The following is a 23,162-nucleotide window of genomic DNA, read 5'->3' as shown; positions in this document are numbered from 1 at the left end:
GGCTGGAAGGAATTCTAATGATGCTGCTATGGAAAGCTACACTGGAGTACGGCTAATTCCCGTCGGTATCATACCGTTATAATGCTGAAAGTGATGAACTTTTTTTGTTCATAATAAGGGTGGTACCGCGAAATCTCGTCCCTGCAAATAATGCAGAGAGGAGATTTTTTGTTTTTGGATTGTCTAGCACCGGGCGCCAGCTTTGGAGCTAACACGAGCCGCCCTACGACAAAGAAGACTTAGTGATTGCGGGATTACGGGTGTTGCGGCACCGATGTCGCGTTCTTAGCCTGTAAGGGTGCGACTTGCGCTTTTCTAAAAAAGGAGGAAAATATAATGAAATTTTTAAGTTCTGCAGAAATCCGGCAAATGTTTATTGATTTTTTTAAAGAAAAAGGGCATCAGGTAGAGCCCAGTGCTTCTTTAGTGCCGCATGATGACCCTACGCTGCTATGGATAAACAGCGGTGTGGCAACCCTGAAGAAATATTTTGACGGCCGGGTTATTCCTGATAATCCAAGAATTGTCAACGCACAAAAAGCAATACGTACAAATGATATTGAAAATGTCGGTTTTACAGCACGTCATCACACATTTTTTGAGATGCTGGGAAACTTCTCTATCGGCGATTATTTTAAAGAAGAAGCAATTGAATGGGCGTGGGAGTTTCTGACCAGTGAAAAATGGATTGGCTTTGATCCGGAGAAGCTATCTGTAACTGTTCACCCGGAAGATGATGAAGCTTATGAGCTCTGGATGACAAAAATAGGTCTGCCAAAAGAACGTATTATCCGGTTAGAAGAAAATTTCTGGGATATCGGGGAAGGACCAAGTGGCCCCAATACAGAGATTTTTTATGATAGGGGAGAAAGCTATGGCAATGATCCGAATGATCCAGAGCTTTATCCGGGTGGTGAAAACAGCAGATATTTAGAGGTCTGGAACCTGGTATTTTCTCAATTTAACCATAACCCGGATGACACCTATACGCCTCTTCCGAAGAAAAACATTGATACAGGGATGGGGCTGGAGCGGTTGACTTCTATCATCCAGGAGGTTCCAACCAACTTTGAAACAGATTTATTCATGCCAATTATCCAGGCAACAGAATTGATTGCAGATAGAAAATATGGAGAAGATGAAACTGCTGACACAGCATTCAAAGTAATTGCCGACCACATCCGTACGGTCAGCTTTGCAATTGGTGACGGGGCGATGCCGTCCAATGAAGGCAGAGGCTATGTTTTACGCCGACTGCTGCGCCGTGCCATTCGTTTTGCGAAAGATATTAATATCCATGAAGCTTTCATGTATCGTCTTGTTCCGGTAGTAGCTGAAATTATGAAGGATTTCTATCCGGAGGTTGTGAAAGAAACAGACTATATTCAAAAAATTATTAAGGTAGAGGAAGAACGTTTCCACGAAACATTAAATGAGGGACTTGAGATTCTAACCAGGCTGATAGAAACGGAAAAAGAAAAAGGCAGCAGTGTATTTCCTGGTGAAGAGGTATTTCGTCTGTATGATACCTATGGCTTCCCGAAAGAATTAACAGAAGAATATGTTGAGAAGCTTGGGTTTACAGTGAATCAGGAAGGCTTTGAAAGAGAAATGAAACTGCAGCGTGAAAGAGCAAGAAACGCACGCCAAAAAGTAGATTCCATGCAAGTTCAGGATACCGTATTTTCTGCAATTGAAGTAGAAAGTGAATTTGTCGGATATTCAATATTAGAAAAAGAAACGGCTATTCAGGCAATTATTCAGGATAAAGAGATAGTCGAAGCAGTAGAAGCAGGACAGGAAGCATTTATCCTCCTGAAAGAAACACCATTTTATGCCGAAAGTGGCGGACAGGTTGCTGATACTGGTTCTATAAAAACAGACAATGCCTATGCTGTGGTTACAGATGTACAAAAATCGCCAAATGGTCAGCATATACATCGGGTCGAAGTAAAAGAAGGTCTATTTCAGGTTTCTGAGGAAGTAAAAGCTGTTGTCGACCGGGCGTTCCGGACAGATGTTATCAAAAATCATACAGCAACCCATTTACTGCATCAGGCGCTGAAAGATGTACTCGGCTCACATGTTAATCAGGCAGGCTCTTTAAATCAGCCCAATCGCCTCCGGTTTGACTTTTCTCATTTCAGCAGTGTAACAGATGAAGAGCTGGAAGAAATTGAAAAAGCTGTGAACCAAAAAATATGGGAGTCATTGCCGGTTTTCATCGAAACAAAAGGGATTGACGAAGCAAAAGCAATGGGCGCGATGGCATTGTTCGGTGAAAAATACGGTGATATTGTCCGTGTTGTTCAAATCGGCGATTACAGTATTGAATTATGCGGCGGATGCCACGTCGGCAATACTGCAGAAATCGGCTTGTTTAAAATCGTATCAGAAAGTGGAATCGGCGCAGGAACAAGAAGAATTGAAGCTGTAACAAGCAAAGAAGCTTACGATTATTTAAATAACAAGATTGAGTTACTGAAGCAGTCCGGCGTATTATTAAAAGCAAAAGATGAACAAATTCCTCAAAAAGTGTCCTCATTACAATTAGAATTAAAAGAGACACAAAAGCATGTAGAATCCTTACAAGCTAAATTATCTAATCTAGAAGCATCTTCTATCTTAGATGAAATAAAAGAGGTAAATAATGTGAAATTACTGGCAAAGCAGGTTGATGTAAAAGATATGAATCAGCTGCGCTCGATGGTTGACGAATTAAAACAAAAAATAGAATCAGGTGTAATTCTGCTCGCGGCTGTCAATAATAATAAAGTACAACTTGTCGCAGGTGTAACAAAAGACTTGATGAAACAAAATCTCCATGCCGGTAATTTAGTGAAACAGGCTGCTACAATTTGTGGTGGTGGCGGTGGCGGTCGTCCAGACATGGCCCAAGCTGGGGGAAAAGACCCGTCTAAAGTTACAGAAGCATTACAAAGTGCTTTAACTTATGTAACAGACGTAACAAATGCTTAATCCTTGGTTGTATGTTTTCTCGTTAATAAGTATAATGATAGAGATAAACATGTTAAAATAGAAGAAGGTTAACGAAGGACGAGGTGTCATTATGAGTTCAATTGATAAAACGATGAAATTCAACTTTTCCGAAGAACCATTTGACCAGGATATTAAAAAGATTTTAATGACTGTTCATGAATCATTACAGGAGAAAGGATATAATCCGATTAATCAAATTGTCGGGTACTTGCTGTCAGGAGATCCCGCTTACATTCCTAGGTATAATGATGCGCGTAACATGATACGTCAGGTGGAACGGGATGAAGTTATTGAAGAGCTTGTAAAGTTTTATCTAGAACAGAATAAGGAGAATTCATGAAAGCGATAGGTTTAGACGTAGGTTCAAAAACGATTGGTGTCGCGATAAGTGATGCTCTTGGGTGGACAGCTCAGGGACTGACCACTATTTATTGGAATGAACAAGAAATTGAATCTGCAGATAAAGAGCTCAAAAGCCTTATAGAAGAAAATGAGGTATCTTTGGTTGTTATCGGACTTCCGAAAAATATGAACGGCTCGATTGGCGAAAGAGGCGAGGCATCCGAACGCTATGCGGATTATATAAAGGAAAAGTATCAGTTGCCTGTTGTGTTATGGGACGAGCGTTTAACGACAATGGCAGCTGAGCGTGTATTATTAGAGGCGGATATGAGCCGTAAGAAAAGAAAAAAAGTAATTGATAAGATGGCAGCTACAATGATTTTGCAGGGTTATCTTGACTCCAAAGGAGGCGTTATTTAATGTCATTAGAAGAAAAAGAACGGATTATTATTCCGGATGAAAATGGAGATGAGCATCTTTTTGAAGTGCTTTTCACCTTTGATGTGGATGAAACAGAACAATCCTATATAGCTGTCGTACCAGCTGAACAAGCAGAAGATGAGGAAGTAGAAGTATATGCGTTCCGTTATGAGGAGCAGGAAAATGAAGACTTTACATTATACCCGATCGATTCTGACGAAGAGTGGAGTATGGTGGAGGAAATGTTAAACACATTAGCAGAAGAAGAGTAAAAATATTAGAAAACGTGGCTGTCACCTAAATGCCTGGTGACAACCCTGACTGGGACTGGACTGGGACTGCGATTACTCGCCCCATCGAAGCCCGTTGCGATTACTCGCCCACCGAAAACGCTGTGTTTATACTTTATGTCTTACCTTTTCTATACTTTCTTAAAGTATAAGAAAGCTGATGTTCACATTTTGTGGCGTCAGCTTTCTTTTACCATATACACGGTTTGTATCTTTATTAAAATCCTTTCAATACCTGCTAATAAGTATGATTTTCCCCAAAATTTCTGATCAGGGTTAAATAAAATAACAGGAATGTTGGATAAATTTATATGAATTTAGTATAATAAAGCGGATGAAAGGGGGATACATAGTGTCAAAAGATGACAATAAGCATAATGGATTCCAAGAAAATCTTATACAAAGAGGAAAAGATGCTTCTAAGGTTAGAAAAATTGTAGCAATTATTATTGTGTGTTTTACTCTTATCATAATAATCGGCGGAATTTCGGCTTATTTATATATTAAATCAGCACTGCAGCCTATTGATGAAGAAAGTTCAACACCGATAGAAGTAGAAATACCTATTGGTTCTTCCAGCTCAACAATAGCCGGGATTCTTGAAGAAAATGGAATTATCAAGGATGCTCGTGTTTTCCGTTTCTATACTAAGTTTAATAATGTGAATGAATTTCAAGCAGGGAACTACACATTTAATACAGCAATGAGCCTGGATGAAATTATTGATTCATTACAGAACGGAAGAATTATTGTTGATGCAGTGCATACAATAACGATTCCTGAAGGATTAACAGTTGATCAAATTGCTGAGATATACAGTGAACGGCTTGATTTCTCCAAGGAAGATTTCTTAGAGGTTGCTAATGATCCCGATTTTATTGAAGAATTAATGGAAGAGTATCCTTCCTTATTAACGGAGGACATCTTAGATGATGATATTCGTACTCCTCTAGAGGGATACATGTTTGCTTCTACATACGATTTTTATGAAGAACAGCCAGATATTGAATCGATAATAGATCGTATGGTAGAACAAACAAATACTATTTTTCAACAATATGAGGGTGAGATTGCCGAACAGGATTTAACGCCGCACGAAGCGATTACATTCGCATCGGTTGTGGAGAAGGAAACTGCCCATGAAGAGGAGCGGCCACAAATCGCCGGTGTGTTTTATAATCGCTTAAACGAGGATATGCCGCTGCAAACGGACCCAACAGTGCTGTATGCCAAAGGGGAACATCAAGCTGTTGTTACCTTTGAGGATTTAGAAGTGGAGTCACCGTACAACACATACGTAGTCAATGGATTACCAGTAGGTCCGATATCCAATTTTGCGGAAAACTCACTGATAGCCGTATTATCCCCAGAGGATTCAGATTATCTTTTTTTCCTGCATGATGAGGAAGGAAATATTCACTTTGCAGAAACCTTTGATGATCATATAGAAAATCGAGAAGAATATATCAATTGAAGTGTGCGTTCCAAAAGGATCTACTCTTAAACGGACGGATGGAGAATTTCTCCATTTTCCGTTTTCTTTTTTACATGTTCAGGGCAGCTTCAATGTGTAAAGAATTCACGTTGATGTGATAATAAGGTAAAACTTCATTCAGCAGGGAGCTAACAGTCTGTTCATTGCGATAAAAATTTTATGTTTGAAAATAAAAAGGAAATGATGAGATGGAGAAAGAAATAGGAAGCTATTTGGAAAGTCTGCTGCCTGCTTCATCAGGGTTTGCAGAAAAGCTTGAAAAATATGCAGAAGTTAATCATGTGCCAATCATACATCGAAGCAGTATGCATTTGCTTCATCTGATGCTAATGATGAAGCAGCCTGAAAACATTTTAGAGGTAGGTACGGCAATTGGCTACTCAGCATTACGTATGCTGGAGGGAGCGGAAAATGCGGACATTACTACGATTGAAAAAGATGACAAACGTTACCATGAAGCAATCACAAATATCGGGGAGCAGAAGCGTGATAAACAAATTAAAGTGCTCTTAGGTGATGCCGCTGAAGTGATGCAGGAATTAGCTGAAAAGAAGAAACAGTTTGATGTTATTTTTATTGATGCAGCAAAAGGGCAATATCAAACCTATTTTGACCTGGCAGATAAAATGTTAATGCCCGGCGGCATTTTAATAACGGATAATGTATTATTCCGGGGGCTGGTCTATTCTAATGAAGAAGTACCTAAAAAATATAGAACTTTGGTACGAAAATTAAAAGCGTACAATGAGATGCTAATGAATCATCCGGGGTATCATACGTCTATTATACCGATAGATGATGGTGTTTCCGTTAGCTATAAAAAGCAATCAATGTAAGGAGATAACAGCATGGAAAAAAATAAACCTATCGTAATCGGTGTTGCTGGAGGGAGCGGCAGCGGAAAAACGTCCGTAACAAGATCTATCTGCGAGCGTTTTAAAGAGAAAACGATTCTGGTTATAGAACAGGATGCCTATTACAAAGATCAGTCACACCTGCCTTTTGAGGAAAGATTAAAAACCAATTATGACCATCCATTAGCATTTGATAATGATTTATTAGTAGAGCATCTTCAGCAATTACTCGAATATAAATCTGTTGCAAAGCCTGTTTATGATTACAAGGTTCATAACCGCTCAAATGAAACGATTCATGTTGAACCAAAGGAAGTTATTATCGTGGAAGGAATTTTGATTTTAGAGGATGCAAATCTTGTCGACTTAATGGATATAAAGGTATTTGTCGACACAGATGCTGATTTAAGAATTATCCGTCGGCTGGTCAGAGATATCAAAGAACGAGGCAGAACATTAGAATCGGTGATTGACCAATATCTTCAAGTGGTTCGTCCGGCTCATCTGCAATTTATTGAACCATCAAAGCGTTATGCAGATTTAATTATCCCGGAAGGTGGAGAAAACCATGTTGCAGTGGATATTATGGCATCTAAAATAGAAAATATCTTAACAAAGAATTCAAATAAATAATTATTTCTCTTGATATTTTAGGTAATATCTGCCATAGTATTGGTTAGTATATTTTAAAGAATCAGCACATAAGCTATATAGCCAATTTTATTAATTAATTCATATATGGGAAATTTGCAGTTGTTTTTCAAAATAAGCATGAAATATAATAGGCTGCAATTTCCTGGATAGAAAAGAAATAAGAAGGAGTGTATGAAGATGGCTGCAGAAAAAAGCTTTTACATGACACAAGAGGGGAAAGACAAATTAGAGGAAGAACTACATTATTTAAAAACGGACCGTCGTCAAGAGGTCGTTGAAAGAATAAAAGTAGCTCGTGATTTCGGTGATCTATCCGAGAATTCTGAGTATGATGCTGCGAAAGACGAGCAGGCATTTGTTGAACAGCGTATTACGCAGGTAGAGAACATGATCCGTAATGCGGTGATTATTGAAAACGATAACCAAAATCCAAATGTAGTGGCACTGGGAAAATCAGTTAGTTTTGTTGAATTACCTGATGGTGATGAGGAAACATATACAATTGTCGGCAGTGCAGAAGCAGACCCATTTGAAGGCAAAATATCCAATGATTCCCCAATGGCAAAAAGTCTGTTAGGGCAGGAAATTGGAAGAGAAGTTACCGTAGCAACACCGGCTGGTGATATTGAAGTCCGCATTATCAATGTGGAATAAAAACTGGGAAGCGTTTGCGTATTTAGGTTTTATTTATATTTTTTGCAGATGGATAGTGAAATCTTTAACTGATGAACTTTTGCAGGATATGCTGACTGCCGAGCCTGCTACACAAAATGGCTGTTTTTAGAGCAGGTCATTTTCCTAATCTGTTTGATGTTTGATGGAGTTTTAAATATCCTCTGATAATGTAAGAAATAAAAAACTTGCAGTTCATTTAGCTGTAAGTTTTTTATTTCTTACCAAAAACGTTAAAAACCAGTCAATCTGTTCGAATAGTATTACATAGCTAAATGAAGTTACGCAGGGTATTACTCCATATCTTCATTTCTTCATCCTTTAAGTTTAAAGAAGAAACAAACAGTATTTTTATGCTAAAATAGAATAGACAATAATTGCTAGACTCAGTATGATAGTAGAAAACCAATAGTGTAGTGAGGGGGAGTCTCTGGTGAATCAGACAAGATCAAACAAATTTGAAAAGAGAAGAAAAAATACAAATGCAATTACCATCCTATCCATTGCTGCTGGTGTTGTTTTAGTTATCTTTCTTGCAATATGGGTATTTGGCGGTGGAGATGATACAGCTGAGGACAATACGGAATCGGATGCATCAGAAAATACGTCAGAGGAACAAAATGATGAGGAGGGAGCAGAAGAAGATAATGGCTTTCTCATAACTGATCCAAACGCAAACGATGAAGAAGGAAATGAAAATGGATCCGAAAATGAGGAGGCCAATAGAAAAGAAGATAATGAAGATGAGGACGAGGAAGCTGACGAAGATGCATCCAATGAGGATGAAGAAGAAAATGAAGAAGATAACCCGTATGAAGAGAGAGAACCTGCTGAACCGTCAGATAGCAATGTTTCAGAAGCTTATACCGGCGATTGGGATCCGATAGGCACAGAGCAGGATGGTCCTCATAACACAGATTTTAGTGATGGATCTCAGGATCGTATTGAAATTAAGCGAGCAACATCTATGGTCACTGGTTTAAGTGAAGATGATATGATAGAGCATTGGGTTGGAAATAATGGACCTGATAGAGTAATTGCTACTGTTTCCGATTCGAGCAACTCAGAAGTATACCGTGTGTTTTTGGATTGGGTAGACGGTGAAGGCTGGCAGCCGACGCAAGTTGAAGAATTGATTGCAAATGATGCAAGACAATAATGGAGGATTATCATGACCATAGGAATTATTGGAGCAATGGATGAAGAAATTGAATTACTAAAACAAAAAATGATAGATGTTCAAGAAATTGAAGTAGCAAATAGTTATTTCTATCAAGGCTGGCTGGAAGGAAAAAAAATTGTGCTTTTACTGTCAGGTATCGGAAAAGTAAATGCAGCTATGTCCGCAACTATTTTACATGAACAATTTAAACCTGATACAATTATTAACACAGGTTCTGCCGGAGGATTTGCTGAAAACTTAGAAGTGGGAGATGTCGTCATTTCCACAGAGGTACTCCATCATGATGTAGATGCAACGGCATTTGATTATGTGTATGGACAAGTTCCCGGAATGCCAGCATCCTATCCTGCTTCTCCAGATCTGGTAAAGCTGGCAGCCGAAGTGGTTTTAGAGTCAGGTATACAAGCAGAAACCGGTATGATTGCAACAGGTGATTCTTTTATGCAAAGAGCTGATCAAATAGCTGTTGTCCGTGAACGGTTTCCTGAGATGCTTGCTCTAGAGATGGAAGCTGCTGCAATTGCACAAGTTTGCTATCAGTATAAAACACCTTTTGTGATTATTCGTGCACTGTCAGATATTGCAGGAAAAGAATCATCGGTTTCATTTGATGCCTTTTTAGAAAAAGCAGCAAAAAATGCAGCGAATGTTATTATAAAGATGCTTCGTAAATTATGAGCTTTATAAAAAGATTTTAAACAGGTTTCTATTTGTCTTTTAATAGAAACCTGTTTAATTATTTTTAAAGTCTGCGTTATGCAGATTAAAAGTTATTGAAGGAGAGATAGTGTTGTCTATTTCAGATTATTACAAAAACATGCGTGCAAAAATAGGATCTAGCTTAATTTTTATGCCAAGTGTTGCGGCGATTATTAGAAATGACCAAAACGAAATACTTTTTCAATATCTTGAAAAAGAGAATCAATGGAGTTTGCCTGCAGGTGCAATTGAACCTGGTGAAGCACCTGCAAAAGCAGTTGTTCGAGAAGTCTTTGAAGAAACGGGTTTACTCGTAAGGCCACTCGATTTAATAGGAGTATTGGGAGGTACTAACTTTCGTTTTACGTATCCCAATCAGGATCAAGTAGAATATAATATTTTTGTATTTAATTGCAAAACTATTTCTGGAAAATTAACAGCGATTGATGGAGAGTCCTCAGAATTAAAATATTTCAGTTCATATAGTAAACCTAAACTTGCATTACCTTATCCTGAAATAATTTTTCAGAATCCAAATAAAGGAAATGTATATTTTCAATGGAATGATGATTGGCTTGGATGAAACGATTAATTTTATATATAACGATGGATGGTAAATTTCCAATTGATTAGAAAACTTGGTTGTCACCAGATTTTTGGGTGACAACCCTAGTTGCACTTGTACTTTATTCCTTGAATTTTCTATATTTTTTTACTCTCCAACCTCAAAATAATCCTGAATAAAATTATAAAAAACCTGTTCAGACGGTGCCAGGTTACGGTTTTTAGGGATAATAATGCCGACTGCCCGCCTCAATGGCGGATTATCGATAGCTACCTTAGCACTATATGCAGTATTCAGATCATTAAAAGCACTTTCAGGAAGCAGCGTAATTCCCATTCCGGCTGCAACAAGCCCCTTGATTGCATCTAAATCCTCCCCTTGAGAATAAATATTTGGTGTAAAACCTGAACGGATACAAGCATCAATAACAAGCTGGTGAAGCACATAACCTTCTGGAAATAGTACGAAACTCTCATTTTCTAAATCTGTAATGGAAATTTCTTCTTTCACTGCTAAAGTATGAAAACTGGGGATAAGCGCATAGAAGTTTTCCATAAACAAAACTTTCCCAATAATGTCCGGCTGGTTATCGGGAACAGGCCCGAGAAATGCTAAATCAATTTCTCTGTTCCTCACCGCTTCAATTAAAAAGTTATAGGAGCCTTGCCTTAATTGAAAACGGATATTGGGATAGCTTTTCTTAAAAGCTGATAAAACTGTTGGCAGAAGATTACTGGCCAGACTTGTTGGAAAACCGATTTTTATCGAGCCGCGTTCCGGATCCAAATATTCATCCACTTGTTTTTTCGCATAATCCACCCCTTTTAAAGCCGACTTTATATGTGTTAAAAATATTCTCCCAATCGCCGTTAAATGTACATTCCTCCCAACCCTTTCAAAGAGCTGGACTCCTAATTCACTTTCTAAATTTGAGATTTGCCGACTGATTGCAGACTGGGCAACATGCAGTTCAAGCGCCGCTTCTGATACATGCTCTTTTTCAGCAACAGCAACAAAATATCTTAATTGACGCAGTTCCATTATTCCACCTCATATCAAAATTAGATTAGTATTATGTTTATTATATATTGTTTAGATAGATAAAAAAACATAAAATGTATCTTACCCACAATTATTGTACACGGAATGGAGGAACAAGTAATGATTTTTCAAGATTTGCCAAAAGCGCAAGGTCTATATCATCCGGATTTTGAGCATGATGCTTGTGGAATTGGCTTATATGCACATATAAAAGGGAAACAGACGCACAAAATCGTTGAGGAAGGGTTGGGCATGCTTTGCAAGCTGGAGCATCGAGGCGGACAGGGAAGTGATCCAATGACTGGGGACGGCTCGGGTTTAATGGTTCAGATACCGGATCAATATTTCAGAAGGGTATGCCGGGATTTCGAGCTTCCGCCTGCTGGTAAATATGCTGTTGGCATGGTTTTTCTTTCTCAAGATGAACAGGAGCAGTTGGAAGTGATAGAAAAAGTAAATAGTTTCATTGCCCAGGAAGGACAGCAGCTGATCGGCTGGAGAAATGTACCTGTTAATTCATCCTGTATTGGAAAAGGAGCCATTGAAACATTACCGGAAATAAAACAAGTATTTATACAAGCAAAAGGGTCTGCTGATGATCTGGATTTTGAGAGAAAATTATATATTATCCGCAAGCAAGCAGAACACTGGGCAGAAGAAAAAGAGATTCGATTTTATGTTCCAAGCCTTTCCAGCAAAACCATTGTATATAAAGGATTGCTGACTCCTGAACAAGTGAATGGATTTTATTTGGAATTACAAGAGGAAGATTTTGTTTCTGCTTTTTCACTTGTCCACTCCCGGTTCAGTACAAATACTTTTCCATCATGGGAACGGGCGCATCCGAATCGTTACTTAATCCATAATGGAGAAATTAACACATTACGCGGAAATGTAAACTGGATGCGAGCGAGAGAAAAACAGTTTATATCCGAAGCATTTGGTGATGATTTAGAAAAGCTGCTGCCAATTATCCGCAGTGACGGCAGTGATTCGGCAACACTGGATAATGCACTCGAATTTTTAACACTGGCAGGAAGAGAGCCTGCACATGCGGCAATGATGCTGATTCCTGAGCCTTGGGATAAAAATGCTCATATGAATCAGGAAAGGCGTGCTTTTTATCAATATCACAGTCTGATGATGGAGCCTTGGGACGGCCCGACATCCATCACCTTTACAAACGGGAAGCAGATCGGAGCTATTTTAGATAGAAATGGTTTGCGTCCGGCCAGGTACTATGTCACAAAAGATGATTACATTATTTATTCCTCCGAGGTTGGTGTCATTGATGTAGAAGAAAATAATGTTCTGTTAAAGGAACGATTGAGTCCGGGGAAAATGCTGTTAGTAGATATTGAAGAAGGCCGGATAATTTCTGATGAGGAAATAAAATCTGCCATTTCCAAAGCACACCCTTATCAAAACTGGGTGCAGGAGCAAACAGCTTCCCTGGATTCCGAGGTTGATGAAAGCTGGGAAACAGATCCGCAATTGTTCCATAAGCAAAAAGCATTCGGTTATACAATGGAGGATATTGAGAAGTATTTAATTCCATTAGTGGAGGATGGCAAGGACCCGATCGGCGCAATGGGAAATGATGCACCGTTAGCCGTTTTATCTGAGCGGCCGCAAAGTTTATTTAATTATTTTAAACAGCTTTTCGCCCAGGTGACGAATCCGCCCATTGATGCCTATCGGGAGCAATTAGTAACCTCTATGCTGACATGGCTTGGAAGTGAGGGAGATATCCTTCATCCAGAAAAAGAAAAGAAAAAACGTGTCCGCTTAAATTCACCAATTTTATCCGGTGTGCAAATGAGAAAGCTGGAAAATAACGATATTGCCGGGCTGGATGCAGAGATCATAGAAACTTTGTTTACCGATGATATGGAAGCTGCATTGAATCAGGTATTTGAACAGGCGGAAACAGCGATTCATCATGGAAAAAATATATTGGTGCTGCGGGATACGGAAATGAATCAAGAGCAAAAAGCGATACCGGCACTACTTGTGGCTAGTGGGCTGCATCAATTTTTAGTCCGTAAGGGTATACGCACAAAAACAAGCATGATTATCCAGTCAGGTGAAGCTCGTGAGGTGCATCATTTTGCGGCACTGCTTGGTTATGGCGTGGATGCAATTTATCCGTATCTGGTTTATCAAACGTATCAGCAAGCATTTGAAAATGGAAAATTAGCACTGAATCCAAAAGAAGCGCAGACAGCATATATTGCAGCTGTGACGGAAGGTATCATCAAAGTAATGTCTAAAATCGGTATTTCGACTGTGCAGAGCTATCGCGGTGCACAAATTTTTGAAGCTGTCGGCATCAGCAAACAGGTCATTGAAGCTTATTTTACCGGAACTGCCTCTCAAATTGATGGAATTGGTTTGGATATTATTCAACAGGAAACGGAAAAAAGGCATCAGGAAGGATATCAGAAAGCGATACGTGAACTGCTTGATTCAGGAAGTGATTTTCAATGGCGAAAAACCGGCGAACATCACGCATTTAACCCATCAACCATTTATAAGCTGCAATGGTCCTGCCGCCGGGGAGATTACCAGCTGTTCAAGCAATTTTCGAAAGAAGCTAATGAAGAACGGATCGGCTTTTTACGAAATCTGTTTGACTTTAAGAAGTCAAAAGCTATTTCCATTGATGAAGTAGAATCAGTCGACGACATTGTCAAACGTTTTAAAACAGGAGCGATGTCATTCGGTTCGATTAGTAAAGAAGCCCACGAAACGCTGGCTATTGCGATGAATCGCCTCGGCGGTAAAAGTAACAGCGGGGAAGGCGGGGAGGATGCATCCCGTTTTACACCTGATGCTAATGGGGATTTACGCTCCAGTGCAATTAAGCAGGTTGCATCCGGCCGCTTTGGTGTGACAAGCAATTATTTAGTAAATGCTAAAGAACTGCAAATAAAAGTAGCACAGGGAGCAAAACCGGGAGAAGGCGGACAGTTGCCGGCTGAAAAGGTTTACCCGTGGGTTGCGGATGTCCGCGGATCTACTCCTGGGGTGGATTTAATTTCACCGCCTCCGCATCATGATATTTATTCGATTGAGGATCTGGCGCAATTAATTCATGACTTGAAAAATGCGAACCGTAAAGCAAGAGTGAGTGTCAAGCTTGTAGCTAAATCAGGTGTCGGCACAATTGCTGCCGGGGTCGCTAAAGGAAATGCAGACGTTATCTCTGTTGTTGGCTATGACGGCGGAACAGGCGCATCCCCAAAAACGAGCATTAAGCATACCGGCCTTCCCTGGGAATTAGGTTTGGCAGAAGCTCACCAGACATTAATGCTGAACGGACTAAGAGACCGCGTTATTTTAGAAACAGACGGCAAGCTGCTGACAGGTAAAGATGTGATAACAGCCGCCTTGCTTGGAGCAGAAGAATACGGGTTTGCTACTGCACCGCTTGTTGTTGTCGGCTGCGTTATGATGCGTGTTTGTCATAAGGATACCTGCCCGGTTGGTGTTGCCACGCAAAATCCGGAGCTTCGTAAAAAGTTTGCCGGAGATCCAGATCATGTTGTGAATTATATGCGGTTTGTTGCGGAAGAGGTTCGTGAAATTATGGCAGAGCTCGGCTTCCGGACGATGGATGAGATGATAGGTCGGACAGAGTTTCTGGAAAGGTCTGAACGTGCTGACGCTCATTGGAAAGCAAAATATCTTGATTTATCAACGCTTGTTTATCAGCCTGAAGGAACAAAAAGAAATACGACACAGCAGGATCATAAGTTAGATCAATCCTTAGATATAAGAGAAATCCTTCCTGCTGTTCAAGGTTCACTAGAAACAGGAGAAGCGATGGAAGCGAGCTTCTCGATTAAAAATACAGACCGGGTTACCGGTACAATAGTCGGCAGTGAAGTGACTGCTAAATATGGGAAAGAAGGATTACCTGAAGATACAATTAATCTACATTTCACAGGATCAGCAGGCCAAAGCTTCGGCGCTTTTATCCCATCGGGCATGACGATGACTGTGACAGGAGATGCGAATGACTATGTTGGAAAAGGTCTTTCAGGCGGTAAAATTATTGTGCGTGCATCTGAAGAATCAACCATTGATGCAAGTCATAATGTCATCGCAGGGAATGTATCCTTCTATGGCGCAACAAGTGGAGAGGCTTATATACAAGGCTATGCCGGCGAGCGTTTTGCAGTTAGAAACAGCGGCGCTAAAATTGTTGTAGAAGGTGTCGGTGATCATGGCTGTGAGTATATGACAGGCGGTCAGGTTGTTATCCTTGGTAATGTCGGCAAAAACTTCGCTGCTGGAATGTCCGGCGGCATAGCTTATGTCAGGCCGGATGACATTCCTTTATTCCGCTCCTTAACAAATACGGCGCTGATTCAGTTTGAAGAAATAGCAGATCTGGAAGAACAAGAGGAAGTAAAAGATTTAATTATTAATCATCTGGATTACACGCACAGTGAAAAAGCAGCATGTATCTTGAATAATTGGAAAGATGAAGTGAAGAAATTTGTCAAAGTGATTCCGACAGATTATAAATTAATGCTTCAGCAGATCGAATGGTTCAAAAAGCAGGGCTTAAGTACAGAAGAAGCACGTTATGAAGCGTTTATGGCAAAGAAAAATCATACCATGACAGTAAACGTAAATGAAGAATCTATGTTGAAAGAAGAGAAAGGAGCCAGAGTAAATGGGTAAAGCAACAGGATTTATGGAAATAAAAAGAAAAACAGTGAGTGAGCGTAAACCGCTGGAGAGAATGAAAGACTGGAAAGAGTACGCTGGCTCTTTCTCTGACGCTTCAGCAAAGGAACAAGGTGCACGCTGTATGGATTGCAGTATTCCGTTTTGTCATATTGGCATGGAAATAGAGGGGGCAACATCAGGCTGCCCTGTCTATAACCTGATCCCGGAGTGGAATGATCTTGTATATAAAGGCAGATGGAAGGAAGCTTTGGATAGATTGCTGAAAACCAATAATTTCCCGGAATTCACCGGAAGAGTATGCCCGGCACCATGCGAAGGTTCGTGTACGGTAGCAATACATGATCCGGCAGTAACTATTAAAAATATTGAACAGAAAATCATTGATAAGGGATTTGAGAAAGGCTGGATGGAACCAAGAATTCCCGATAGGCTTACAGGCAAGAAAATAGCTGTTATTGGTTCTGGTCCGGCTGGATTAGCAGCAGCTGATCAGCTTAATCAGGCGGGGCATAAGGTCACTATTTATGAACGTGCGGATCGTGCCGGCGGACTGTTAACCTATGGTATTCCAAATATGAAGCTTGATAAAGGTGTTGTTGAACGCCGTATCCAGCTGCTTCGTCAAGAGGGGATCGAATTTATTTTAAATACAGAGGTAGGCAAAGATATTTCGGCAGAAGAAATAAAAACAAGCTTTGATGCAGTCATCCTATGTACAGGTGCTCAGAAGCATCGTGATCTGCCGTTAGAAGGAAGAGAAGGAAAAGGAGTCCGCTTCGCAATGGATTACTTGACCCGTTCAACTGAAAAATTGCTTGATAATCAAATTCATTTAGAAGATGAGCTGAATGCGGAAGGAAAAGATGTTATTGTTATTGGCGGCGGAGATACGGGCGCTGATTGTATTGCAACGGCAATACGTCAAGGAGCGAAAAGCATTGTCCAACTCGGCAAACATCCGCAGCTGCCAATGAAGCGGGCTGATACCAATCAATGGCCGGCTTATCCACAAGTATTCAGCTTAGAATATGCCCATAAGGAAGCGAAAGAAAAATTCGGAAAGGATATCCGCGAGTATTCTATTCAAACCAAGAAATTTGTAACAGATGAAAAGGGAAATCTAAAAGAATTGCATACGATTCAAATGGAGAAAAAGCAGGATGAGAATGGCGTCTTTTATTTTGAGGAAATACCTGGTACAGAGAAAATTTGGCCGGCCCAGCTTGTTTTAATTGCCATTGGGTTTGAAGGCGCTGAAGAGCCTGTTCTGCACGCTTTTGGAGTAAAAACGATGAGAAATCGTGTGCTTGCAGCCTACGGGAAATTTTTAACAACCGAAGATAATGTGTTTGCAGCCGGGGATGCCCGCAGAGGTCAAAGTTTAATTGTCTGGGCAATTAATGAGGGAAGAGAAGTTGCTTATCAGGTAGATGAATATTTAATGGGATCTACTTCCTTGCCGACCGTTGCAAATATGTGAAGTATAAAGATAAATATGGAAAGCGAGTTAATTTTCTGGAAACAGAATGTTAACTCGCTTCTCTATGAGGATGCGTATTTATTTAACAAAATGGAGAAAAAGCAATTTCTTTTAAAAAATAATTACATAACCTATCACAAATCCATGGGCATCTGTCACCCCTTTTCAGCTGTCTGCGTATATTGTTAATGAATAAGGGGTGATGGAGAATTGGCACAGGCAGAAGGGTATAAAAACGGTCGTATTAATATCATCTTACATGAGAATACGTCGCAACCCAGCAAGGAGCTCCGTATAAAAAAACAAAGACATTCGCCGCTTGAAATGATCGATAAAGAATTTGCAGCTTTTGTCGGCTTAGATGACTTGAAAACTTCTATTAAGGAGATTTATGCAAGCATTCTTATCAATGAAAAGCGTAAGGAGCAAGGATTAAAAAGCACAAAACAGGTTCTTCATATGTTATTTAAAGGGAATCCGGGGACTGGAAAGACAACTGTAGCCCGGAAGCTGGCTAAGCTTTATTATCAGCTGAATATCCTTTCCAAAGGGCATTTTATGGAGGTAGAACGCGCAGATTTAGTCGGTGAATATATCGGGCAGACAGCGCAAAAAACAAGAGCTCTTATCCAAAAGGCGATGGGCGGCGTTTTATTTATTGATGAGGCTTATTCCCTGTCACGAGGAGGAGAAAAGGATTTTGGCAAAGAAGCAATTGATATACTTGTAAAACATATGGAGGACGGACGGGAAGATATCGTGCTGATCCTTGCCGGATATCCCCGGGAAATGGAACGCTTCCTTTCTATGAATCCTGGACTTGAATCACGCTTTCCCTTTATTTTAGATTTTGATGATTACTCTGTTAATGAATTATTAAATATAGGGAACCGTATGCTGGGGGAAAGGCAATATCAATTATCAAAACCGGCAGAATGGAAGCTTCGTAATCATTTAGCAAGAAAATTGCGGGAAGAACCTTTTAATTTTTCGAATGCAAGATATGTGCGAAATGTCATTGAAAAGGCAATCCGTATGCAAGCGATCCGATTGCTTACCTCGGATCAAATCGCTTCAAAAGATTTAATTGTTTTAACAGAGGAGGATTTGTTGCTAGAATAGAAATAATGGGTATGATAGATGGTGAGAACTATTTTTAGAAAGAGGTAAGCTATGACAGTAGAAAATGTATTCGTAATTGCAGTTAATCTATCCGGGAAATCAGAGCGTCACTTTCAGTCTTCTTTAGATGAACTTGTTTCTCTGTGTAAAACTGCTGGGGGGCAGGTGCAGGGGGTTATCACGCAAAATCGTGAACGTATCCATCCGGCGACCTATATCGGCGAAGGAAAGCTTCAAGAACTGGCCCGGATAGTTGAAGCAGAGAAAATTGATTTAGTGGTAGCTAATAATGAGTTATCTGCTGGTCAAATTCGTAATTTAGCAGATGCTTTGGGTGTTCGTGTCCTGGATCGGAGTCAATTAATATTGGATATTTTTGCAATGCGTGCACAGACAAAGGAAGGGAAGCTCCAAGTGGAATTGGCGCAATTGGAGTATTTGCTTCCTCGTTTGCATGGACAGGGAGCAAACTTGTCCAGACTGGGCGGCGGGATTGGGACGAGAGGTCCAGGGGAAACAAAATTAGAAACGGATCGCAGGCATATTGAAAGAAGAATCTATGATATTAAACGCCGCTTGCAATTAGTTGTAAAGCAGCGTGATCAATACCGGAAGCGTAGGCGATCCAATGATGTTTTCCAAATAGCAATTGTCGGTTATACGAATGCAGGAAAATCAACCATATTTAACAGACTGACAAACAGCCAATCGCTCGAAGAAGATCAGTTGTTTGCGACGCTGGATCCGCTCACACGCCGCCTGCAATTCCCGAGCGGCTTAAAAAGCTTAATGACAGATACAGTTGGCTTTATTCAAGATTTGCCGACAGCACTTATTGCTGCATTTAAATCTACTTTGGAGGAAGTGGCAGAAGCAGATTTTCTCCTGCATGTGGTGGATATTTCAGATCCTGATTTATTGCAGCAGCAAGAAACAGTCCGTAAGCTTTTAAAAGAATTAGATGCCGGAAATCTTCCTGTCTTAACGGTTTATAATAAAAAGGACCAGCTGGAAGCAGATTTCTTTTTAGCGAATCAATTCCCTAACATTCAAATCAGTGCATTAGAGGAAGCGGATTTACGATCATTATTAATAAAAATAGAAGAAGTGTTAAAAGATGAATGGGATTTCTTTGACATTGTTTTAGATTCGGGTGAAGGAGATGTGTTATATCAGCTCCAGTCAAATGTATTAGTAATAAAAAAAGAACTGATAGAAGAAACCAATCAATTTCACGTTCAAGGCTATGTCCGAAAAAATCATCCATTTCACCGTTATGTAGAGGAGAAGTAAAAAATGCAAGCAGAGTCACTTATTATACAAGCAGAAAAAGATTGCGCAGAAGGTCATCAGTATATTCAAGGAATTGTAGAGGAGAACCAGAGACGTGTCCTTAACGCATTTAGAGAGCATCGGATCAGCGATGCACATTTGCAGGGAACAACAGGCTATGGGTATGATGATTTAGGCAGAGAAGGGCTGGAAGCAGTATATGCCGAGGTGTTTGGTGGAGAGGATGCAGTGGTACGTCCGCAGATTGTATCAGGCACACATGCTATTACCACCGCTCTTTTTGGTATACTGCGCCCGCAGGATGAGCTGGTCTATATTACGGGTCATCCATATGATACCTTGGAAGAGGTAATCGGAAAGCCCGGCAAAGAAGAAGGAGCACTTGCCGATTTTCAAATCGGTTATCGGGAGGTTGCTTTAACAGAAGCGGGTAAGGTTGACTTTGAAGAGATAAAAAGAAGCTGGACAAAACAAACAAAGGTAATTGCTATCCAGCGATCAAAAGGTTATGGAACAAGACCTTCCTTCACGATAAATGAAATAAAAGAGATGGTTGCATTTGTAAAGGAGATAGATCCGTTCGTCATTGTATTTGTCGATAATTGTTATGGGGAATTTACGGAGACACAAGAACCTTTACATATTGGCGCAGACCTGATTGCCGGCTCCCTTATTAAAAACCCTGGCGGCGGACTGGTACGAGCTGGAGGATATATTGCTGGCCGTAAAGATTTAATCCATTTATGCGCTAACCGCCTGACAGCTCCAGGGCTTGGTAAAGAGACCGGAGCTTCTCTTGGCATGCTTCAGGAAATGTATCAAGGGTTCTTTATGGCTCCGCATACAGTAGGAGAAGCTTTAAAAGGAGCGCTTTTTACTGCGAGATATTTAGAGCTGGCGGGTTTTCAGACAACTCCTTCCTATTTAGAAAAAAGAACGGATTTAATCCAAACAGTTACCTTTAAAAAAGCGGAAGAGATGATAGCTTTTTGTCAGTCCATTCAAAAAAGCTCTCCCATTAATTCCTATGTAACACCTTATCCAAGTGGAATGCCTGGTTATGAGGATCAGGTTATTATGGCAGCGGGAACATTTATTCAAGGCGCAAGCATCGAATTATCAGCTGACGGACCAATTCGCGCCCCGTATACCGCTTATGTTCAAGGCGGCTTAACCTATACGCATGTTAAAATTGCTGTGGTAGAGGCTGTAAAAACATTACAAAACCAAGGGTTTATTTCTTAGGAAGCAGGGAAGCATGGATAGGTGAATTTTTAATGTTAACAAATCTAACATTTGATTGACATTAAAGCTGACATCCATTATACTAAATATATCATAACAAGAAGGGGGTCATCTTTTGAATGATAAAGACCGTCGTTCAATGCCCTTATTCTCTATAGGTATCGTAATGAAATTAACCGAACTTACTGCGAGGCAAATTCGTTATTACGAAGCAAATGATTTAATTACTCCGGAACGGACAAAAGGAAATCAACGTCTTTTCTCATTTAATGATGTGGACAAATTGCTTCAGATTAAGGATCTTTTAGACAAGGGATTAAATATGGCGGGGATTAAGCTGCTGCTGGATGAAGAAAAAAAAGAAATGGCGGCAGAGACACCAAAGAAAGAGAAAAAAACGCCAGCTAATCTATCTGACAAAGAGCTTAGAGCCATTCTTAAAAACGAATTAAATGAAGCCGGCAGATATGGTAAAGCAAGTATGAGACAAGGGGAATTAGCTCGTTTCTTTGTGAAACGCTAGTACAGGTTAAAAAGAATGGCTTTTGCAATGCTGCCGTATTGCAAGCTTTCTTTTCATATTATCAAAGATTTTTAGGAGGAGAACAAATGGCTGAGAAGTTAACCAGAGAAGAAATTGAAAAACAGATTAAGAAGGAGAACGTACGATTTATCCGCCTGCAGTTTACGGATATGCTTGGAACAATTAAAAACGTAGAAATTCCTTTAAGCCAGTTAAACAAAGCATTAGATAATAAAATGGCTTTTGACGGATCGAGTATTGAAGGATTTGTACGTATTGAAGAATCAGATATGTTATTATATCCTGATTTAGATACATTCATCGTATTTCCCTGGACTTCGGAAAAAGGAAAGGTAGCACGCTTTATCTGTGATATTTACAATCCAGACGGTACTCCATTCGAAGGTTGTCCACGTTATAATTTAAAACGCAACCTGAAAAAAATGGAGGAGTTAGGTTTTGATGCTTTCAATATTGGTGCAGAGCCAGAGTTCTTCCTCTTCAAACTGGATGAGAAAGGAGAGCCCACTTTAGAATTAAATGACCATGGCGGCTATTTTGATTTAGCTCCTACAGACTTAGGCGAAAACTGCCGGCGTGATATCGTGCTGGAACTTGAAGAAATGGGATTTGAGATTGAAGCTTCCCACCACGAAGTTGCTCCGGGACAGCATGAAATTGATTTCAAGTATTCAGATGCAGTAAAACATGCAGATGATATTCAAACATTCAAACTAGTGGTTAAAACAATTGCGAGAAAGCATAATTTACACGCAACTTTCATGCCAAAGCCTTTATTCGGCGTAAATGGTTCTGGAATGCATGTCAACATGTCCTTGTTCAATGGAAATGAAAATAAATTTTTTGATCCGAAAGCGGACTTGCAATTAAGTAAAACGGCGTACCAGTTTATTGCGGGAATCATTGATCATGCAACGAATTTTACGGCAATAACCAATCCAACTGTTAACTCCTATAAACGTCTGGTGCCAGGATATGAAGCTCCTTGTTATGTAGCATGGTCTGCATCTAACCGCAGCCCTTTAGTTCGTATTCCCAGCTCACGTGGACTGAGTACACGTGTGGAAGTACGCAGTGTTGATCCAGCAGCAAACCCATATATGGCATTATCTGTTTTGCTGGCTTCCGGATTAGATGGAATTAAGAGAGAATTAGAAGTTCCAGAATCTGTTGACCGCAATATTTATGTCATGAATAAAAAAGAACGTGAAGAAAACGGAGTGAAAGATTTACCATCTACATTGAAAGAAGCAATGAACTATCTGGAGCAGGATGAGATACTTGTTGAGTCTCTGGGAGAGCATTTATTTGAGCACTTCATTGAGGCAAAAGATATTGAATGGGATATGTTCCGCACCACCGTACATCCTTGGGAACGTGAGCAGTATTTAACAAACTATTAGGCTGAAAATGTTACTATAAGTTATAAATGACGGATATCAAATGGAGCTAGGTTTTTAGCACCCATATGATATCCGTCATTTTTCAGCTCGCGTAGGCTTGTTTTATATCTGCCTTTATTTTCTATTATTTTATCATTAGAGGTTGTTTAAAAACCG

Annotated in this window: 19 protein-coding genes and 1 other annotated feature (1 of these 20 running past the window's edge); of the genes, 18 read left to right on the top strand and 1 reads right to left on the bottom strand. The window is 40.0% G+C overall.

From position 1 onward, the window contains the following. Positions 1-146: a binding site (T-box leader), on the top strand; it begins 58 nt to the left of the window's first position. 190 nt (positions 147-336) lie between these two features. The 11 genes from alaS to FLK20_RS01040 all read left to right on the top strand — a co-directional run bounded on the left by alaS (position 337) and on the right by FLK20_RS01040 (position 10,192). After that, the gene (gene alaS, locus FLK20_RS01090) at positions 337-2,979 is read left to right on the top strand and encodes an alanine--tRNA ligase (protein ID WP_152654715.1); all 2,643 of its coding nucleotides are present in this window, start codon (positions 337-339) and stop codon (positions 2,977-2,979) included. 91 nt (positions 2,980-3,070) lie between these two features. Further along, positions 3,071-3,340: an IreB family regulatory phosphoprotein gene (locus FLK20_RS01085; protein ID WP_152654714.1), complete on the top strand. Its 270-nt coding sequence runs from the start codon at positions 3,071-3,073 to the stop codon at positions 3,338-3,340. Further along, positions 3,337-3,762: a Holliday junction resolvase RuvX gene (gene ruvX / locus FLK20_RS01080; RefSeq protein WP_152654713.1), complete on the top strand. Its 426-nt coding sequence runs from the start codon at positions 3,337-3,339 to the stop codon at positions 3,760-3,762. Before FLK20_RS01085 ends, ruvX begins: the two co-directional genes overlap by 4 nt. Continuing rightward, positions 3,762-4,034, top strand: coding sequence for a DUF1292 domain-containing protein (locus tag FLK20_RS01075; RefSeq protein WP_152654712.1), 273 nt, complete (start codon positions 3,762-3,764; stop codon positions 4,032-4,034). The genes ruvX and FLK20_RS01075 overlap by 1 nt, the downstream gene beginning before the upstream one ends. Positions 4,035-4,404: 370 nt before the next feature. Beyond that, positions 4,405-5,526, top strand: a complete 1,122-nt coding sequence (gene mltG, locus FLK20_RS01070) for an endolytic transglycosylase MltG (RefSeq protein WP_227994809.1) — start codon at positions 4,405-4,407, stop codon at positions 5,524-5,526. Between the two features lie 209 nt (positions 5,527-5,735). Further along, complete coding sequence (locus tag FLK20_RS01065; protein WP_152654710.1) at positions 5,736-6,383, top strand: O-methyltransferase; 648 nt, start codon at positions 5,736-5,738, stop codon at positions 6,381-6,383. Positions 6,384-6,395: 12 nt separating this feature from the next. Continuing rightward, a complete protein-coding gene (udk, locus tag FLK20_RS01060) occupies positions 6,396-7,034 on the top strand; it encodes a uridine kinase (RefSeq protein ID WP_152654709.1) in 639 nt (212 codons plus the stop codon). Positions 7,035-7,232: 198 nt separating this feature from the next. Then, positions 7,233-7,709: a transcription elongation factor GreA gene (greA, locus tag FLK20_RS01055; protein ID WP_152654708.1), complete on the top strand. Its 477-nt coding sequence runs from the start codon at positions 7,233-7,235 to the stop codon at positions 7,707-7,709. A gap of 451 nt (positions 7,710-8,160) precedes the next feature. Beyond that, entirely contained in the window at positions 8,161-8,886 is a 726-nt protein-coding gene (locus tag FLK20_RS01050) for a YrrS family protein (protein WP_227994808.1), read from the top strand. A 12-nt stretch (positions 8,887-8,898) separates the two neighbouring features. Then, entirely contained in the window at positions 8,899-9,588 is a 690-nt protein-coding gene (gene mtnN, locus FLK20_RS01045) for a 5'-methylthioadenosine/S-adenosylhomocysteine nucleosidase (RefSeq protein WP_152654706.1), read from the top strand. A 112-nt stretch (positions 9,589-9,700) separates the two neighbouring features. Continuing rightward, positions 9,701-10,192, top strand: coding sequence for an NUDIX hydrolase (locus tag FLK20_RS01040; protein WP_152654705.1), 492 nt, complete (start codon positions 9,701-9,703; stop codon positions 10,190-10,192). Positions 10,193-10,321: 129 nt separating this feature from the next. On the opposite strand, the gene gltC is transcribed toward FLK20_RS01040, so the two are convergent. Continuing rightward, a complete protein-coding gene (gene gltC, locus FLK20_RS01035; RefSeq protein WP_152654704.1) occupies positions 10,322-11,215 on the bottom strand; it encodes a glutamate biosynthesis transcriptional regulator GltC in 894 nt (297 codons plus the stop codon). A 120-nt stretch (positions 11,216-11,335) separates the two neighbouring features. Here gltC and gltB point away from each other — a divergent pair, with 120 nt between their 5' ends. The 7 genes from gltB to glnA all read left to right on the top strand — a co-directional run bounded on the left by gltB (position 11,336) and on the right by glnA (position 23,006). After that, positions 11,336-15,910, top strand: a complete 4,575-nt coding sequence (gene gltB, locus FLK20_RS01030) for a glutamate synthase large subunit (RefSeq protein ID WP_152654703.1) — start codon at positions 11,336-11,338, stop codon at positions 15,908-15,910. After that, a complete protein-coding gene (locus FLK20_RS01025) occupies positions 15,903-17,399 on the top strand; it encodes a glutamate synthase subunit beta (RefSeq protein WP_152654702.1) in 1,497 nt (498 codons plus the stop codon). Before gltB ends, FLK20_RS01025 begins: the two co-directional genes overlap by 8 nt. A 210-nt stretch (positions 17,400-17,609) precedes the next feature. Next, a complete protein-coding gene (spoVK, locus tag FLK20_RS01020; protein ID WP_152654701.1) occupies positions 17,610-18,521 on the top strand; it encodes a stage V sporulation protein K in 912 nt (303 codons plus the stop codon). A 51-nt stretch (positions 18,522-18,572) separates the two neighbouring features. Further along, a complete protein-coding gene (gene hflX / locus FLK20_RS01015) occupies positions 18,573-19,814 on the top strand; it encodes a GTPase HflX (protein WP_152654700.1) in 1,242 nt (413 codons plus the stop codon). A gap of 3 nt (positions 19,815-19,817) precedes the next feature. Then, positions 19,818-21,059 (top strand): methionine gamma-lyase family protein, encoded by a 1,242-nt coding sequence (locus FLK20_RS01010; RefSeq protein ID WP_152654699.1) that lies wholly within the window; start codon positions 19,818-19,820, stop codon positions 21,057-21,059. 115 nt (positions 21,060-21,174) lie between these two features. After that, on the top strand, positions 21,175-21,582 hold the full coding sequence (locus FLK20_RS01005) for a MerR family transcriptional regulator (protein ID WP_152654698.1): 408 nt from the start codon (positions 21,175-21,177) through the stop codon (positions 21,580-21,582). 86 nt (positions 21,583-21,668) lie between these two features. Then, positions 21,669-23,006: a type I glutamate--ammonia ligase gene (glnA, locus tag FLK20_RS01000; RefSeq protein ID WP_152654697.1), complete on the top strand. Its 1,338-nt coding sequence runs from the start codon at positions 21,669-21,671 to the stop codon at positions 23,004-23,006. The last annotated feature ends 156 nt before the right edge of the window (positions 23,007-23,162 follow it).

Source organism: Oceanobacillus sp. CFH 90083 (assembly GCF_009389585.1).
Taxonomy (GTDB): Bacteria; Bacillota; Bacilli; order Bacillales; family Amphibacillaceae; genus Oceanobacillus.
Note: the sequence above shows the minus strand (reverse complement) of the source record. Positions and strands in the feature narration are given on the sequence as shown.

Coding starts and splice junctions, on each gene's coding strand:
- alaS (WP_152654715.1), top strand. CDS start 337: ATGAAATTTTTAAGTTCTGCAGAAATCCGGCAAATGTTTATTGATTTT.
- FLK20_RS01085 (WP_152654714.1), top strand. CDS start 3,071: ATGAGTTCAATTGATAAAACGATGAAATTCAACTTTTCCGAAGAACCA.
- ruvX (WP_152654713.1), top strand. CDS start 3,337: ATGAAAGCGATAGGTTTAGACGTAGGTTCAAAAACGATTGGTGTCGCG.
- FLK20_RS01075 (WP_152654712.1), top strand. CDS start 3,762: ATGTCATTAGAAGAAAAAGAACGGATTATTATTCCGGATGAAAATGGA.
- FLK20_RS01065 (WP_152654710.1), top strand. CDS start 5,736: ATGGAGAAAGAAATAGGAAGCTATTTGGAAAGTCTGCTGCCTGCTTCA.
- udk (WP_152654709.1), top strand. CDS start 6,396: ATGGAAAAAAATAAACCTATCGTAATCGGTGTTGCTGGAGGGAGCGGC.
- greA (WP_152654708.1), top strand. CDS start 7,233: ATGGCTGCAGAAAAAAGCTTTTACATGACACAAGAGGGGAAAGACAAA.
- mtnN (WP_152654706.1), top strand. CDS start 8,899: ATGACCATAGGAATTATTGGAGCAATGGATGAAGAAATTGAATTACTA.
- gltC (WP_152654704.1), bottom strand. CDS start 11,215: ATGGAACTGCGTCAATTAAGATATTTTGTTGCTGTTGCTGAAAAAGAG.
- gltB (WP_152654703.1), top strand. CDS start 11,336: ATGATTTTTCAAGATTTGCCAAAAGCGCAAGGTCTATATCATCCGGAT.
- FLK20_RS01025 (WP_152654702.1), top strand. CDS start 15,903: ATGGGTAAAGCAACAGGATTTATGGAAATAAAAAGAAAAACAGTGAGT.
- hflX (WP_152654700.1), top strand. CDS start 18,573: ATGACAGTAGAAAATGTATTCGTAATTGCAGTTAATCTATCCGGGAAA.
- FLK20_RS01010 (WP_152654699.1), top strand. CDS start 19,818: ATGCAAGCAGAGTCACTTATTATACAAGCAGAAAAAGATTGCGCAGAA.
- glnA (WP_152654697.1), top strand. CDS start 21,669: ATGGCTGAGAAGTTAACCAGAGAAGAAATTGAAAAACAGATTAAGAAG.